Annotated in this window: 14 protein-coding genes; all 14 read left to right on the forward strand. The window is 37.3% G+C overall.

Features of this window, described 5'->3' with window-relative positions; translation table 11 throughout:
- Positions 1 to 340 precede the first annotated feature (340 nt).
- On the forward strand, positions 341 to 2125 hold the full coding sequence (locus D7V20_RS06815) for an IucA/IucC family protein (RefSeq protein WP_120383560.1): 1785 nt from the start codon (positions 341 to 343) through the stop codon (positions 2123 to 2125).
- Entirely contained in the window at positions 2118 to 3626 is a 1509-nt protein-coding gene (locus D7V20_RS06820; protein WP_120383561.1) for a lysine N(6)-hydroxylase/L-ornithine N(5)-oxygenase family protein, read from the forward strand. The genes D7V20_RS06815 and D7V20_RS06820 overlap by 8 nt, the downstream gene beginning before the upstream one ends.
- Positions 3623 to 5440 (forward strand): IucA/IucC family protein, encoded by a 1818-nt coding sequence (locus tag D7V20_RS06825; protein WP_120383562.1) that lies wholly within the window; start codon positions 3623 to 3625, stop codon positions 5438 to 5440. The genes D7V20_RS06820 and D7V20_RS06825 overlap by 4 nt, the downstream gene beginning before the upstream one ends.
- A 41-nt stretch (positions 5441 to 5481) precedes the next feature.
- Positions 5482 to 6129, forward strand: a complete 648-nt coding sequence (locus D7V20_RS06830) for a GNAT family N-acetyltransferase (RefSeq protein WP_120383563.1) — start codon at positions 5482 to 5484, stop codon at positions 6127 to 6129.
- Positions 6126 to 6497, forward strand: coding sequence for a hypothetical protein (locus D7V20_RS06835; RefSeq protein WP_120383564.1), 372 nt, complete (start codon positions 6126 to 6128; stop codon positions 6495 to 6497). Before D7V20_RS06830 ends, D7V20_RS06835 begins: the two co-directional genes overlap by 4 nt.
- Entirely contained in the window at positions 6494 to 7744 is a 1251-nt protein-coding gene (locus tag D7V20_RS06840; protein ID WP_120383565.1) for an MFS transporter, read from the forward strand. Before D7V20_RS06835 ends, D7V20_RS06840 begins: the two co-directional genes overlap by 4 nt.
- Before the next feature lie 9 nt (positions 7745 to 7753).
- Positions 7754 to 10003 carry a TonB-dependent receptor gene (locus D7V20_RS06845; protein WP_120383566.1) on the forward strand — a complete coding sequence of 750 codons (2250 nt, stop codon included), beginning with the start codon at positions 7754 to 7756 and terminating at the stop codon, positions 10001 to 10003.
- A gap of 245 nt (positions 10004 to 10248) precedes the next feature.
- A complete protein-coding gene (locus tag D7V20_RS06850) occupies positions 10249 to 11469 on the forward strand; it encodes an MFS transporter (protein WP_120383567.1) in 1221 nt (406 codons plus the stop codon).
- Positions 11470 to 11786: 317 nt separating this feature from the next.
- Positions 11787 to 12809, forward strand: coding sequence for an alpha/beta hydrolase (locus D7V20_RS06855; RefSeq protein ID WP_120383568.1), 1023 nt, complete (start codon positions 11787 to 11789; stop codon positions 12807 to 12809).
- A gap of 143 nt (positions 12810 to 12952) precedes the next feature.
- Positions 12953 to 13177: a hypothetical protein gene (locus D7V20_RS06860; RefSeq protein ID WP_120383569.1), complete on the forward strand. Its 225-nt coding sequence runs from the start codon at positions 12953 to 12955 to the stop codon at positions 13175 to 13177.
- A gap of 382 nt (positions 13178 to 13559) precedes the next feature.
- On the forward strand, positions 13560 to 13682 hold the full coding sequence (locus tag D7V20_RS20290) for a hypothetical protein (RefSeq protein ID WP_268877888.1): 123 nt from the start codon (positions 13560 to 13562) through the stop codon (positions 13680 to 13682).
- Between the two features lie 397 nt (positions 13683 to 14079).
- A complete protein-coding gene (locus tag D7V20_RS20425) occupies positions 14080 to 14193 on the forward strand; it encodes a hypothetical protein (RefSeq protein WP_456236585.1) in 114 nt (37 codons plus the stop codon).
- A 213-nt stretch (positions 14194 to 14406) separates the two neighbouring features.
- Positions 14407 to 14751, forward strand: coding sequence for an SMR family transporter (locus tag D7V20_RS06865; protein WP_120383621.1), 345 nt, complete (start codon positions 14407 to 14409; stop codon positions 14749 to 14751).
- A 46-nt stretch (positions 14752 to 14797) separates the two neighbouring features.
- On the forward strand, positions 14798 to 15355 hold the full coding sequence (locus tag D7V20_RS06870) for a TetR/AcrR family transcriptional regulator (protein WP_120383570.1): 558 nt from the start codon (positions 14798 to 14800) through the stop codon (positions 15353 to 15355).
- Positions 15356 to 15392: the final 37 nt, after the last annotated feature.

The following is a 15392-nucleotide window of genomic DNA, read 5'->3' on the forward strand; positions in this document are numbered from 1 at the left end:
GTTATTCATTTATAAAGTTTAATACCCAGAACTTATTTCAAATTAATATTTGCTTAATTAAATGAAAAGTTAAATTGAGTAGGTTTGGCATCATTTTGCATATCAATAAAAATAAAATTTTTTAATTCAATGTCTTAAATGTACTTTAAAAACCTTTTTTTAGATTACTATTGAATTATTAAATGATAATAATTATTATTATCAATATTCTTAGATTTTATAATCTTCGATCAAGAAACATAAATAAATTTAAAGCGACTGCCCAAGGGTTTGAATTTAATCAATTTATAACTTTGATGGAACAGGCTTATTTTACTCTTTTGTGAAGAGGACTCGTAAGATGCAACAACTAGCCAATCGGTTGGCGATGCAACATTTCATAAATGCTTACACGCAGGAAACTGGCAAAGGTTATCTGCTTCAGGATGAGCAACAAAGTTCTCAACAACATGCGTTTAGCCAAGGTTTGACGCTGTTATCCATTCCGATCTACGCAATTCAAGCGCAATGCTATTTCCCTTTATCCTATGTCAGTCGAGTAGGGCGTCACCGTTTAGCAGATCTCCCGCAGGTGATTATTCACGGACAAATCAAGACTTTAAGCCCTATTACAGTTATAGGTCTCCTGCTTGAAGAACTGGTTCTTGATTCTTCGATTCCATTAGATGCTGCTTCCTTGCTTGAAAAATGGATTCAAAGTCGGGATGCATTACAACAATTTTTAGTACAACGTGAAGATGATTTTGATGATCTCGTTAAAGTTGGTCAGAGTTTTATTGAAACTGAACAAGCTTTGATACTGGGGCATAGCATGCATCCTGCGCCAAAAAGCAGAGCAGGTTTTGTACATGAAGATTGGTTAAAATTTTCACCTGAACATAAAGGCAAGACACAACTGCATTATTGGTTGGTTCATCAAGACTATATTTCTGAATGTAGCGCCACTGATGAAAGTATTTCAACTCAACTCAAAGCTGCTTTACAGTGGTATTTATCTGAACATGATCTCAATTTACTCAAAACTCATACTGAATATAAATTACTGCCTTTACATCCTTGGCAAGCACGATATTTACAAAGTAAGTCGTGGTTTGAGCGTTTAAAACAAATAGGGCAATTGATTGATTTAGGTTTGCGTGGCTGGCAATTTTCGCCAACGACTTCGATTCGAACACTTGCCAGTTTTAATGCACCTTGGATGGTGAAACCGTCACTTTCAGTGATGATCACCAATTCTATTCGCGTCAATTTAGCCAAAGAGTGTCACCGTGGTGAACTGACGCATCGTTTATGGCACAGTGAATTGGGTCAAAATATTTTAAAGCAATGCCCAAGTTTGAAAGCGGTGAATGATCCCGCTTGGATTGCATTAAAAATTGATGATGACATGGTCAATGAAAGTATCTGTATTTTCAGAGATCAGCCATTCCATCCGCAGCAACAAGTCACTTGTATTGCTTCTTTATGTCAGGATCATCCGAGCAAATCTCTAAATCGCTTTAATGCTTTATTTGCAAAAATCGCCAAGACAAACTCTGAAACTGATTTTTCAGACATCGCTTTGGATTGGTTTAATCGTTTCCTTGAAGTTAGTTTGCAACCTTTGATGTATGTCTACCATCGTTATGGTATGGCTTTTGAATCTCATCAACAGAATGTACTGTTGGAATTAGAGAATCATTTTCCAAAAACCTTGTGGCTACGTGATAACCAAGGTTTCTATTACATTGAAGAATTTGCCACGGAAATTCTGCAAGCCTTACCTGAGCTGAAAGAAAAGGCTTTTGCTGTAGGTCCAAAAGATTTTGTGGATGAACGTTTTAGTTATTATTTCTTTGGAAATACCTTGTTTGGCATGATCAATGCGATTGGTGCAACAGGCTATATCACTGAAGATGAATTGCTTGAACATTCAAAAACTTTCTTACAAGTACAATTACAGCAATATCCTGATAGCACATTATTGCAGGGCTTATTGTTCAATCCAACTTTACCTTATAAGGGTAATTTACTGACTCGTTTACATGAGTTAGATGAACTGATCGCACCCGTCGAAAATCAATCGGTTTATGTACAACTGCCGAATCCACTGCGTATTTCACAGAAGGATGTCAGTTATGCTTGATTTTATTGGCATTGGTCTAGGACCATTTAATTTAAGCCTTGCCAGTCTGCTACACAATAAAACTGCATTGAACTATGCATTTTTCGAGCAAAAAGCGCAATTCGATTGGCATGCAGGAATGCAATTACCGAATACGGTATTACAAGTACCCTTTATGGCGGATTTGGTGTCGATGGTTGATCCAACCAGTCCATTCAGTTTTCTGAATTATCTGCGTCATCAGCAACGTTTATATAAATTTTACTTCTTAGAGCAACCCCATATTCCACGTTGTGAATATAACCATTATTGCCAATGGGTTGCAGAACAGCTCGACTGCATCGAATATCAATCTCGTGTTTTGATGATTGAACCTCAAAGTGTTGGTTTTAAAGTACATGTGGAATCACAAGGGATTCAGCAAAGTTATTTATGCCGTCATTTGCTGATTGGAAGCGGTAATGTGCCTTATTTGCCTGAATGTTTAGCAAAAGTTCAGCAACAGCTACCACAAAAATGTCTGCATTCAGCGCAATATATGACCCATGCTGATACTGATTTACACGGCGATGTGGTGGTGATTGGTTCAGGGCAGTCGGCTGCTGAAATCTTTATTGATCTGTTTGATGAACAACAGAATACGGCAAATCATTTATTCGATTTACATTGGTTTACCCGTTCTCAAGGTTTTTTCCCGATGGAATATGCACCTTTGGGATTGGAACACTTTAGTCCTGACTATGCACAGCATTTTTATGATTTGCCTGCCGAGAAAAAACAACAGCAATTGCAGCAGCAAGCTTTGTTGTACAAGGGAATCAGTGCAAAAACCATCCGTGAAATCTATCAAAAACTTTATCATCGCAGTATCGCAGGGCAAAGCCTGCAAACACATTTGCATAGCCAATGTGATTTACAAAATGCCGAAATATTGGATACGCAAAAGATCCGATTACATTTTCAGCATCGTGCCACGGCGCAAAGCTTCCATCTCGATTGTGATTTTTTAGTAGCAGCAACAGGTTATTTTACACCTGACTTTGGTTTTATGCAGTTGCTGAAACCTTATATTGAATTTGATCATAAACAACGTTGGCAAATTACCGAGGACTATCGGGTTGTACATCATTTGAATGGTCATATTTTTGTTCAAAATCAAGAAATGCATAGTCACGGGGTCGGTACGCCTGATTTAGGGCTTGGTGCTTATCGTGCAGCGACGATTATCAATCAATTGGCTGAGCGTCAGATTTATGATCTTGGACAACAGGCACAGACTTTCCAAAATTTTAACCTCACTCAAAACCCTAAAATCTGTTTGGCTAATCACGATACAGATTCAGAACAATGTTCTTGTAAACAGAAGATAAGTAAAAATCTTTCTACTTTGAAGCATGCAGATATTAAAAACACACAACAGAACACTGGAACAGCGCATTCAACAACACATTCAACCAGTCGTGGTGCAAGTATTCGTACACAAACGGTCACTGTGCATCCAACTTATGAGAAATTGATATGAACTTTGCAACTCTGAAAATTAATCAGCAGCAATGGCGTGCCGCTGGGCAACGTCTGATTGAAATGGCGATAGCAGAGTTTCTCTATGAAGAAATTATTCAAGTGAAAGCCTTATCAACAGGACATTATCGGCTCGATCTTGGCAATCGTCATTACGAATTTCAAGGTCATCAATATCGACTTGGGCATTGGAATATTCAGGAAGGTTCGGTACGTGATGTAAGCAATGGTCAGCAGAGTGATCAGCCCACATGGAATTTACATGAGTTTATTGTGGCGATGTCAGACAGCACTGATGTTAAGCCATTTACCAAAGCATATTTAATTAAAGAAATGAATAATACTTGGCTAGCAGAAGCGCATTTATTTAATGAAACGCGTTTGCCAAGTACGGCGGTATTGACTGAATCGCATTATAAAGTTGAAGGCATGTTACGTGGTCACCCTTGGCTGATCATGAGTAAGGGACGTATGGGCTTTGGTTATGATGACTATTTAAGCGCTGCACCTGAACTCTCACCTGAAGTCAAAGTATTGTGGTTAGCGGTACATCGAGATTTAGCGGAATATCGCAGCACTGAACAATGGGATGCTTGTGCTTTGTATCAGTATGAGTTTGATGCAAATGAACTTGAACAATTCATTTATGTTCTAAAAGAAAAAAATCTCGACCCTCAAAATTACTTTTTGATTCCTGTGTATGCTTGGCAATGGCATCAATGGCTGGTTGCAACCTATGCCAACGAAATTGTCGATCAAAAAATCATTGAGCTAAACATTAGCCAAGACAGCTATGTACCGATGCAGTCTATTCGTACATTGTGCAATACATCCAATACACAACGTCATTACATTAAACTACCTGTCAGTATTTTTAACACCGCTGTTTATCGTGGATTGCCTTCAAAACGTAATCTTGCAGCGCCTGCAGTCACTACGTGGTTAAAACAAATTCATCAGCAAGATCAAGACTTACAAAAAACTGGTGTGATTTTCTTGGGTGAAGTGGCGACATTGACCATTCATCAACCGTGTTTTGACCAAATTGATGGTGCGCCTTATCAATTTAAAGAACTCTTTGGGTGCTTGTGGCGTGAAAGTGTTGATCGCTATGTAGCTCCATCACAGCAAGTACTCTCTCAAGCTGCATTATTGCACCGAGATATTTCAGGTCAATCTATCCTCAATGTACTGATTCAAGCATCAGGTTTAAGTCCTTTGACGTGGTTAGCGCAATTTGCCCAAATCTGTCTCAGTCCGTTATTACTCTGTTTGTATCGTTACGGTTTGGCATTCTCACCACATGGCGAAAACACCATGTTGGTGCATGAAAATGGTGTACCAAAAGCATTGGTCTTAAAAGACTTTATTGATGACATCAATTTGGTGGATGAAGATTTCCCTGAGTTGGCGCAATTGCCTTCTGAAGCTGATTTGTTATTACGTCATGAAGCCACAGACTTAAGTCATTTCATTTTCACAGGTCTATTCATGGTGCATTACCGCTATATCTGTAATGTGTTCTTACAAGATTATCCTGAATATTCAGAACTCGATTTCTGGAAAACCATTTCCAACGCTATTGTTGCGTTTAACCAACAGCATCCTGAATTGGCTGAACGTGCTGAAAAATTTGCCATGTTACGACCAAGGTACACCAAGATTTGTTTGAACCGTGTGCGTCTATTTACCACAAGTTATAACGATGAAGCAGAACGTCCTGTTCCTGTTTTCCTCGATCCAATTGCAAATCCTGTCAGCCCCGTGACATTGGCGGAATGGGCAACTCAACAAGCTAAATCCAAAGCGAGCTAAGTTCTTTTAATTAATAAATTTTTAAATCATACAGGTCTGATATGAACACAATCTCTCAGCAACTCCCTGATTACTATGAATACCATGAGAATGGGACGCAATATTATTTAAGACAAGTGCAATATCCACAAGATATTCCGTTATTACATCAGTGGATGCATGAACCACATGTCATTCCACAATGGCAATTGAATAAATCTGAACTTGAGTTACAGGTTTACTTTGACAAGATGCTTGCAGATGACCATCAGCGTTTATTGATTGTTGGAATCGATGGTAAAGATGTGGGTTATACCGAAATCTATGAAGGTAAACGTGATCGTTTAGGTCGTTATTACCAAGGTGATGATCATGATCTCGGTTGGCATTTGCTGTTTGGTGACAAATCTGTGTTTGGTAAAGGCTTTTTACGCCCAACTATTCGCTTACTCAGTTTCTATATTTTTGAACATTCTCAAGCCAAAAAAATTGTGGGTGAACCCGACCATACGGTTAAGCCTTATGCGGCAGTGGTCGAAGAGATGTGCTACGAAAGCCAGCGTTTAATTCCAATGGCTGAAAAAACCGCCATGTTGTACTACTGCTTTAGAGACACTTTTTATCACAAGTTTGGTCAATCTCTCTTAGCTTCACAGCAATTACAACAACAGCTCGCAGATCAGCCAGCCAAAGTCCTGAGTGTTACATGAGTTTATTTATCAATGAAATGCACATCTTAGACATGCGCTTTGCCGCGCAAGTCTCGGTGGCAGAATTTGAACAATGGTTGGCGCATATTCAACAATATTTCGAGCAAAAAAGAAATTTTGTGCTGATTATGCAAACTGAGCTGGATACCGAATTTCCTGAAGAATATCGAGCAATTCAAGCGAAATGGTATAAGCAATATAAATCTGATTTTTATCAATATTGTTTGGGATTTGCACGTATTGCTCAAGATGAAGCAGATCGGATTCGTTTAGATACGCCAGCACTGCATAAAGCGTGGCATGTGCCTTATTTCGTTAGCTTGAACCAAGCTGACGCTGTGCAATGGGCTGTGCAGAGGTGGTTATGAATCAACTATTGAATCGTGACAATCTTTTTCCAATCAAAACAATATCTACGCTGAGCCTATCGGTTGTAGTGGTGTTGTACCTTGCTCATGCTTTGCCATTATATTTTTACAATGTGGCTTTACCTACGATTCTACGCCATCAAGGTGTGGATTTGCGTTGGATTGGGATGTTATCGCTGCTGTATATCCCATGGGCATTTAAGTTTTTTTGGGCACCATTACTTGATCGTTTTTATGTGAAAGCATTGGGTAAACGTAAAACTTGGCTGTTATTCACTCAGATTGCATTGGTCTTGGGCGTGGTTGCTTTGGCTTTAACCCAATTTGACTATGGATTAACCGTCTTTGTGATTGTGGGCTTATGGATTTCAACTTTTGCGGCAACCCAAGATATTGCGATTGATGGTTATACCGTCGAAACATTTTCCGAGTCTGAATATCGCCTTGGCAGTATGGCACAAAGTATTGGGGTTGCTTTGGGCAGTATGGTGGGTGGGGCTGGCACTTTATGGTTGTATCAACTCTATGGTTGGCAAACGGCACTGATTGCTTTAGCCGCAATGACTGCATTCACCATGTTGGCGATTTTCAAAATTAAAGAAAGACCGAATACAGAAAAAATTGCCAAGCAAGTACCGAGCCTGATCCGAGCGTTTAAACGTCCTGAAATGTTATGGGCTTTGGCTTTGATTGTCTGTTACCGCGTGGTCGAAGCGCCTGCCATGGCAATGCTCAATCCGATGTTAATTGATCAAAACTGGTCATTGGCACAAATAGGTGTACTCATGTCTGTGGTCGGGGCGGGTGTCGGTTTATTGGCAGCAGTATCCGCAGCATTTTTATTAAAAAAATTAGCAGCGACTCAATTATTGATTTGGGCAGGTTGGGCACGAACTTTGATTTATGCCTTACTTGGAACTGCTGTCCTACTGAGTTGGTTTGACCAATGGCACATGTTACTTGGCATATTTGTCATTGTTATTTTAGCCATCCGTTATGTGGCAATGACGGCTTTATACGCGTACTTCATGCAAACCAGTTCTAAAGAGCAAGCAGGGACAGATTTTACGATTTTAGTCTGTTTTGAGCTGCTGGTTTATTTCATTGGTGGGGCAATGTCAGGCTTTTTAGCCAAAGCATTTGGCTATGGAAATTTCTATCTCATTCTTGCTGTGGCATCTGTACTGAGTGTCTTACTTAGTCAATTGTTAATTCACAAATCAAAACAAACGCAACATTTCACCTAGGGGTAATTTATGAAAGTTATTGCACTTTCGACATCATTCACATTATTGAGCTTGGCCATAAGCACACAACTTTATGCTCAAACTGTTGAAACAGATTCATCGACACAAGCGGTTGCAGAAAGTCAACAAACGCAGCTTAGCCCAATCGTTGTCACTGCAACTCGTTCAGCTCAAAGTATTGCTGAAATCGCAGGAACAGTACAATCGATTGAGCAAAAACAAATTGAGCAACAGGCCGCAGCGGGAAGAAAGCTTGCTGATATTTTGGCTCAATTGGTTCCTTCATTGAGTCCAAGTAGTGGTACAACCACCAACTATGGTCAAACCATGCGTGGACGTCAGGTTTTGGTTTTAATTGATGGCGTGGCACAAACAGGTTCACGCGATGCTGCCCGTCAGTTGAATAGTATTAGTCCAGATTCAATTGAAAAAATTGAAGTAGTATCAGGTGCAAGTAGTATTTATGGTTCGGGTGCAACGGGCGGTATTATCAATATTATTACTAAAAAAGGTACTGGCGATGGCTTAGCTTTTGAATCAAAAGTCGGTGTGACGTCGGGTAATAATTTCAAAACTGATGCACTTGCTTATGAAGCTTATCAATCACTCGCATTTAATCAAGGCGATTGGAATGCTTTCTTAGGTGCAGGTTATACCAAACGTGGGGAAATTCAGGACAGTCATGGTGATCGTATTGGACCTGAAATTGCACAGACAGATCGTCAAGACACAGAAACAGTCGATGTGAATGGTCGTTTAAGCTGGCAATTCACAGATAAACAAAAGTTAAGTTTTGGCGCTCAATATTATGACGATCAACAAGATACAGAATATGGCCCTGATTATGGTACAAACCTTGCAGTTTTGAGAGGAAATCCACCAAGTTTAAAAGCAGTAAAGGGATTTGAATTAGATGAACAACCTTTTACTAAGCGTTATGCAGTCAATGCACAATATCAAAATACCGATTTGTTTGGGCAAGAGCTGAACGTTGAAACTTATTATCGTAATGAAAAAGCAAGATTCTATCCGACCATACTTCGTAATTTTATTCCAGCAGGTTATTACTTAGCTTATCAGTCTGAGTCTGATATAGATGTTGCAGGTATTCGTGCGGTGATGACTTCAAAACTCAATTTAGTCGATCGTGCTTTAGCACTGACCTATGGTATTGATTATGATCATGAAAAAGATCAACAGACCACAGATCTTTATCGCTTTAGCAATAATGGATTGAAGTATGACAATACAGGACGCAGTTACGATTTTGGTCCAGATGCAACCATTAAAAATCTAGGCGCATTTGTACAAGGTGATTATGATTTGACAGACGCATTGAATGTACAAGCAGGTATTCGTTATCAGCGTATCGACAGTGATACAAGTTCATTCAAACCAACCGTTGCCGCTATTCAAGGTGATATTACTGGTCAGCCAGTGAATGCAGTAGAAGCAGGTTCAGTAAAACATGATAAAACTTTATTTAATTTAGGTGCAGTTTATAAATTAAATGATCAACAACAAGTTTTTGCTAACTTCTCACAAGGTTTTAGCTTACCTGATATTCAACGTGTATTACGTGATGTTTCAGCAGGCTATCTCGTGCGTTCTGAAAATGTAGATCCAATTACAGTCAATAACTATGAATTGGGTTGGAGAATGCAAAATGAGCATGATGTTAATTTAGGTTTAACCACTTTTTATAATACCTCCGATAAAGTTGTTCAATTTAAAGCAGATCGCTCAGTTACGGTCGCTGATACAGACCAAAGAGTTTATGGCATAGAAGCAAATGCAAGTATGCCGATATTTGAACAATTCAATATTGGTGGAACACTTTCCTATACGCGCGGTCAATTTAAAGATGCGGCAGGCAGTTGGAGAGAACTCAATGCATTACAAGTTTCACCAATGAAAGGCACAGTATTCGGTGAATGGCAGGACGAAAAAGGTAATGGCTTACGTGTTCAAATGCTTGCGATAAAAGGCTCTGATAAAGCTTATGAAGATTCACTTGTTGCTAAATACGATAACAATGTTAGACCGAATGCTGCGACCAAAATCAAAGGTTATGCCATTATGGATGTTATTGCTAATGCAAAAGCAGGGCCTGGTACGGTTGGTTTTGGAGTGTATAACGTTTGGAACACAGATTACAAAACTGTGTTTAGCCAAGCAGCAGAAGCAGTCTATGGCGCAATGTCTAGCTTGCCTGCGCAAGGTCGAACTTATGGTTTGAGCTATACCGTTAAATACTAATCCCATCATAAGGCATGTTTTTAGGTTAATGACGGTCAGTTAAGCCTTTTTTAATCTTCCCCCTTGCGGAGCATGCTCCGCAAGGAATCTAAAATTATTTTAGATTCTCAACAGTTCCCCCTCTTTTCCTTGAGCCATATATGGCTCAGGGTTAGGGGAGGTTCTTAAATGAGTAATCACTAAATTACGCTTAACTAATCAGTATTCATCTTTTTAGATGCCTTTTCTTTTTTATGATATTCATTATGCAAAGAAATTTTAAATTATTGGCTTGGGCGACTTTGGCGAATGGTACTTGCTTCTCCATGATTTTGCCGCTACTTGCACCGTTAATCCGACAATTGCATCTGACTGAATTTCAAGGTGGAATGATTGTCTCTGCTGGGGCGATGTGTATGGCAATCGCATCGATATTGATCGCCAAGAATAAAAATATTCAAACGCCATATCAACTCATGAACTATGGTTTTTGGGGCATGACCATAACATGGGCGATTTTCACACTCATTCTTTATTTGGGAATTCATCAAAGTTTAGTACCTGTGGCAATTTTTCTACTACTTGTACTCAGCCGTGCCGCAACAGGGGCATTTATGGCAATGCCACAAATTGGTTTACAAAGCTATGTGATGCAACATGTTATCGATACTGAACAACGAAGTCAGAAAATGGCAATGTACGGGGCAATGAATAGTTTGGGGATGATCATTGGACCATTTATAACGTCTGTATTGTTAATGGGGGGGATTTTATTATCGATGTGGTTTGCAGTCATTCTATTGTTTATATTGAGTATTCTACTGACCGCTTTCTTTCAAAAAGATGTCAGTACGCCTAGAGATTCAATACAACGGACAAGCTCAAAATCTGAATCAACAGGGTTTTCAATCAAGCCTGCTTTACCATGGTTAATCCTTGGTTTTAGTACTTATGTGGCCATCGTGACTTTAAATATGACCGCAGGCTTTTATATTCAAGACCGTTTTCAACTGAGTACACAACAGAGTGCGAGCTATTTTTCCCAGTGTATGTTGATTGTGGGTTTTAGTTTGGTTTTGACACAAATCATGATTGTGAAAGTGCTCAAATTCAGTCTAAAAGCTTTGATTGGAGTGGGTATGACAGCAATGATTGCGGGAATATTATTGTCTTTAAGTGCCAGTCAAATGATTTATTTCCAAGCGAGTTATTTACTATATGGCGTCGGCGTTGCATGTTTACTTCCTGCATTCACCGCAGGTGCTGCGCAATCTGTTAGTCAAGACGCACAGGTTAAAATGGCAAGCTTATGTACTGCAACTCAAGCACTTGGTTTAATTTTGGCGCCATTATTCAGCACTTTATTATATCGCTATGCAATTCATTTACCTTTCTATTTACTTTTGGTTTTAATGGTTGTCGTCGGTTTGTATCTCGCTTGGGTTTTAGCAAGACAAACAAAGACTGCGTTTAAATTACAGGTGTGAGTAGGCAGGATAAAAGCGTTTATTTTTAAATAATTTTAATAATCAACTGCTTAGATTTGAAAACAACAAGGTAAATTTTAAAATTGATGATTTAAAATGTAACTAAGTGAAATGTATCATAAAGTTGAAAAATAATTTACATGCATGTACATTCGTGCCAAACAGCATGCTTTTATCATCAATTAAGCTGGTGTTTATGGTTTTGATTGAAGATTTCAGATTCAAAAATTAAGTTCAAAGAAATGAGTTTGATTGGATCTATTTGTAGATGCATTTTTAAATTTTGTCGCATCTTATTTTAATGATTAGAGGTAAAAATGCGATTACCCCATTTTCTAAGTTTTTATTTTTTCATATTTTTACTTTCAGGTTGCCAAAATGTGCAAACCAACAGCAAAGTGATTGCAACAGCATTTGATACATCAACGCATTTTCAGCGTATTTTGTTGGATTATTATGCGCCTGAGAATGTACAGGTTAAGACAAATATAAGTTATCAAAAAGAACCTCAACTGAGTTTGGATATTTATCAAAGACAAGATATACAACAATTAGGAAAACGACCAACAGTTGTTTGGATTCATGGTGGCGGTTGGGTCTCTGGTGCAAAAGATAAGGCAAGAGGATATTTCAAATTACTGGCAGCACAAGGTTATCATGTTGTTTCGGTACAATATACCTTCGCACCAGAAGCTGTTTATCCGACGCAACTTCATCAAATTAATAATGCCTTAGCGTTTATTAGTCAAAATTCGAAAGAATATCATATTGATTCAAATCAATTATTTTTAGCAGGAGACTCTGCTGGAGCCAATTTGGCGAGTCATTATGCAGCTTTACTGAGCAATCCAACATTTGCAAAGCAATCCGAATTTTCACCCAAAATTCAGGCATCGCAGTTGAAAGGGCTAATCTTGCATTGTGGAATTTATGATATGAATACTTTTGTAAATACTGCACCTGATGAAATTAAACTGATCGAATGGGGAGTGAATACATTGGTTCAAGCTTATACAGGCAATCAAAAGGACAATACTGAATACCTAAAACTGATTTCACCAGCTCAACATCTTACATTGCAATATCCGCCAGTATTTATTAGTGGTGGTAATAAAGATTTTTTAACGGATACGCAGTCAATGCCTTTTGTAAAAGCATTACAAGAAAAAAAGATTCCTGTAGACGCAGTGTTTTATCCAAATTCAAGAGAATGGTTGGTCCATGAATATCAATTTTTCATGATCAATAAAGCCAGTCGGAAGACTTTTGATAAAACCATTCAATTTATCGATCGATATACTCAACCAGGTAATCAGCAGACATTAGTTTTAGAAAATTGATGATTATCAATAAATTGGCTAAAAAATCAACGGTAGATATTCAGAGGCGACAGTAAATTACAGCAATTTATTGGTTTAAACTAAATTGTCATAAAAAGATGTTATACCTAGATCAAAGTTATTATGTCTAGAGAGTTAAGCAGATGGATATTAGTGTTAAAAAGGTGAATAAACGAATTGATGAATTTCTAGAATCTGGACAAAAACCTCAATTATTAGAAATAGGCTACAAAACATTTTCCAAATTGATGCATGAAGATAAGTTTGTCAATGCGTTAAAGAAAGATCAAGATGATCCAATGCTCAGATTTTACAAAGATATTCAAATTAAAATGGTCACTGAAAAGCATCATTTTGAAGTGAAGTGAAGTAAATTAAACTAAACTGTTACATTATGGTCTGAGAGTCATAGAATAGATATGTGCTTTTTACGCAATTTGCAATCACATATCTATCTTGATTGAACCAGTGTCACACATTGGTAAATGTTGAGCTGTTTAAGCCTAAGTTTTATCTGGTCATCTATAAGCAAAAATAAAAAAATAATTTCCAATAATTTTTAAATACTTACCTGTAATCACGATTATTTAATTAAGTTAAATGTCTCGTTGTTGTCATTTCGCTGATCAATTTTAAATACATAAAGCATGTATTTCATACAAAAGCGGTGCAAAAAGGCCTCAGAAGGACACAATTAAAAGTGTTAGATTTTTAGACTCAGATTTTGTTCAGTACGGCAGGAGATAATCTATGAAACTTTTAAAAATTATTGGTGTGAGTCTTTTGGCTGGTTATTGCTATAAAAAAGTTAAAGCGAAAAGGGCAGAGGTTAAGCCAAATAACACTGAAGAAGGAGAAAATAATTTAGCATAGCTAATAAATATTTTTTCAAATTGGATATGAGAACTTCGTGGGATTCACGAAGTTTTTATGATCATTGAAAGTAATAGAGTAAAATTAGCCAATTCATAATAGTAAAATTCACGTTCTTTTTATTTCTACAAAATGAAAAAAATTCTTTGTCAGTCCTGTTCTTATTTCTGATTATTGCTTGGTTGAACTAAAACATTTTACCAAGTAATAAATAAAAATGATGTTGAGTGATGACTCTATAAGAGAACGAGATTCGTTTTAAAGTTAAAATATACGACTAAAGTATAATGCTTTTAAGGAAAATTTAAGTTTTTTTGCTATTTTAATTTCTAAAAATATTACAAATACTAACAAAGTATTATAAAATGAATTAGGATCTGTTTTGTGATGTGAAATAATGGAAATTTTAAAATTTATTAGAAGTTTCAATACTTTAAATACATATTTGTTTTTATCAATTACTATTCTAATGATATTGGTTTCATTTTTTTATTTTGTGAGCCCCAATTAATAAAGAATAATATTCTAAAAGGAGAAATGTTTAGTTAATATTTCTCCTTTTTTAGTGGCTAAATTCATCATTATTCTTTTTATAATAATTTGAAAAAAACAGAAGCATTTCTTAGTCATTTAAAATTTTAAATCATTGATTGCATTTTTCAACATTGAATTTTTTTTGATTTTAATTCAACATACCAACCAGTCGGTATGTTTTGGTGCAATGATGAACGCTTTACTGTTTGCTTATATTTTGTTGGGCTTTGCCATTATCTCGGAAGTGACAGGTTCAACATTTTTAGTTAAATCCGAAGGTTTTACAAAATTATGGCCATCTGTAGCAGTGGTCATATTATTTAGTTTAGCTTTCTATTTGTTGTCACAGGTGATTAAAGTTATTCCTTTGGGGATTGCATATGCGATTTGGGCAGGCGTAGGCATTATTTTAACTGCAATCATTGGTTATTTTGTTTTTAAACAAAGTCTAGATGCCGCTGCTATGATCGGAATTGGATTAATTGTCTCAGGTGTGGTGGTGATTAATTTATTCTCAGCTTCGACAGGACATTAAGAATCCAAATCAGTCCGTTTCTGTGTCATCGAGGGGAATCAGCACAATGGAAAATCCATATCAACGCAAGAAAAATCCTACTCGGGTAAGGCAGTTAATTTTAGACAAAGTGATTCAACTTGCGGGTCAACAGGGTATTCAAGGGATATCGATCCAAAGTGTAGCAAGCATGGCAGGTATCACTAAAGGAGGTGTTTTCCATCATTTTGCCAATAAACAAATTTTAGTCAAAGCGATGTTGGAAGAGTTAATTCATCACTTAGATCGTGAAGTGAATGCAAAAATTGAAAATGACACGGTTGCTTATGGTTGTTTCACCAGAGCATACATTGAAGTCACGCTAAGCCCAAATATTGGTGCGAACTCGGCATGGAGTGCATTATGTATGACTGTCATTACAGATAAATCTTTTAGTGAGATGTGGAATCAATGGTTAGAAGAGCGTTTAAAGCAGCATGCGACAACAGACCAATCGATTGATTTAAAGATTTTACGTTATGCGGCAGATGGTGCATGGTTTATTGAGGGGCTACTGCCTGAGCCTCAGCATGATTATGCGTTAATCAAGCAGGAATTGATTTTAAGAAGTTATCCAAAATCATAAAAACGTTGTTTTACATTATTAAAATTACAGTCAGAAA

This window comes from Acinetobacter rongchengensis, from assembly GCF_003611475.1.
Classification (GTDB): domain Bacteria; phylum Pseudomonadota; class Gammaproteobacteria; order Pseudomonadales; family Moraxellaceae; genus Acinetobacter; species Acinetobacter rongchengensis.

What these genes read in the sequence shown, in the direction of transcription:
- D7V20_RS06815 (WP_120383560.1), top strand. Translation starts at nt 341, where the DNA reads ATGCAACAACTAGCCAATCGGTTGGCGATGCAACATTTCATAAATGCT.
- D7V20_RS06820 (WP_120383561.1), top strand. Translation starts at nt 2,118, where the DNA reads ATGCTTGATTTTATTGGCATTGGTCTAGGACCATTTAATTTAAGCCTT.
- D7V20_RS06825 (WP_120383562.1), top strand. Translation starts at nt 3,623, where the DNA reads ATGAACTTTGCAACTCTGAAAATTAATCAGCAGCAATGGCGTGCCGCT.
- D7V20_RS06830 (WP_120383563.1), top strand. Translation starts at nt 5,482, where the DNA reads ATGAACACAATCTCTCAGCAACTCCCTGATTACTATGAATACCATGAG.
- D7V20_RS06835 (WP_120383564.1), top strand. Translation starts at nt 6,126, where the DNA reads ATGAGTTTATTTATCAATGAAATGCACATCTTAGACATGCGCTTTGCC.
- D7V20_RS06840 (WP_120383565.1), top strand. Translation starts at nt 6,494, where the DNA reads ATGAATCAACTATTGAATCGTGACAATCTTTTTCCAATCAAAACAATA.
- D7V20_RS06845 (WP_120383566.1), top strand. Translation starts at nt 7,754, where the DNA reads ATGAAAGTTATTGCACTTTCGACATCATTCACATTATTGAGCTTGGCC.
- D7V20_RS06850 (WP_120383567.1), top strand. Translation starts at nt 10,249, where the DNA reads ATGCAAAGAAATTTTAAATTATTGGCTTGGGCGACTTTGGCGAATGGT.
- D7V20_RS06855 (WP_120383568.1), top strand. Translation starts at nt 11,787, where the DNA reads ATGCGATTACCCCATTTTCTAAGTTTTTATTTTTTCATATTTTTACTT.
- D7V20_RS06860 (WP_120383569.1), top strand. Translation starts at nt 12,953, where the DNA reads ATGGATATTAGTGTTAAAAAGGTGAATAAACGAATTGATGAATTTCTA.
- D7V20_RS20290 (WP_268877888.1), top strand. Translation starts at nt 13,560, where the DNA reads ATGAAACTTTTAAAAATTATTGGTGTGAGTCTTTTGGCTGGTTATTGC.
- D7V20_RS20425 (WP_456236585.1), top strand. Translation starts at nt 14,080, where the DNA reads ATGGAAATTTTAAAATTTATTAGAAGTTTCAATACTTTAAATACATAT.
- D7V20_RS06865 (WP_120383621.1), top strand. Translation starts at nt 14,407, where the DNA reads ATGAACGCTTTACTGTTTGCTTATATTTTGTTGGGCTTTGCCATTATC.
- D7V20_RS06870 (WP_120383570.1), top strand. Translation starts at nt 14,798, where the DNA reads ATGGAAAATCCATATCAACGCAAGAAAAATCCTACTCGGGTAAGGCAG.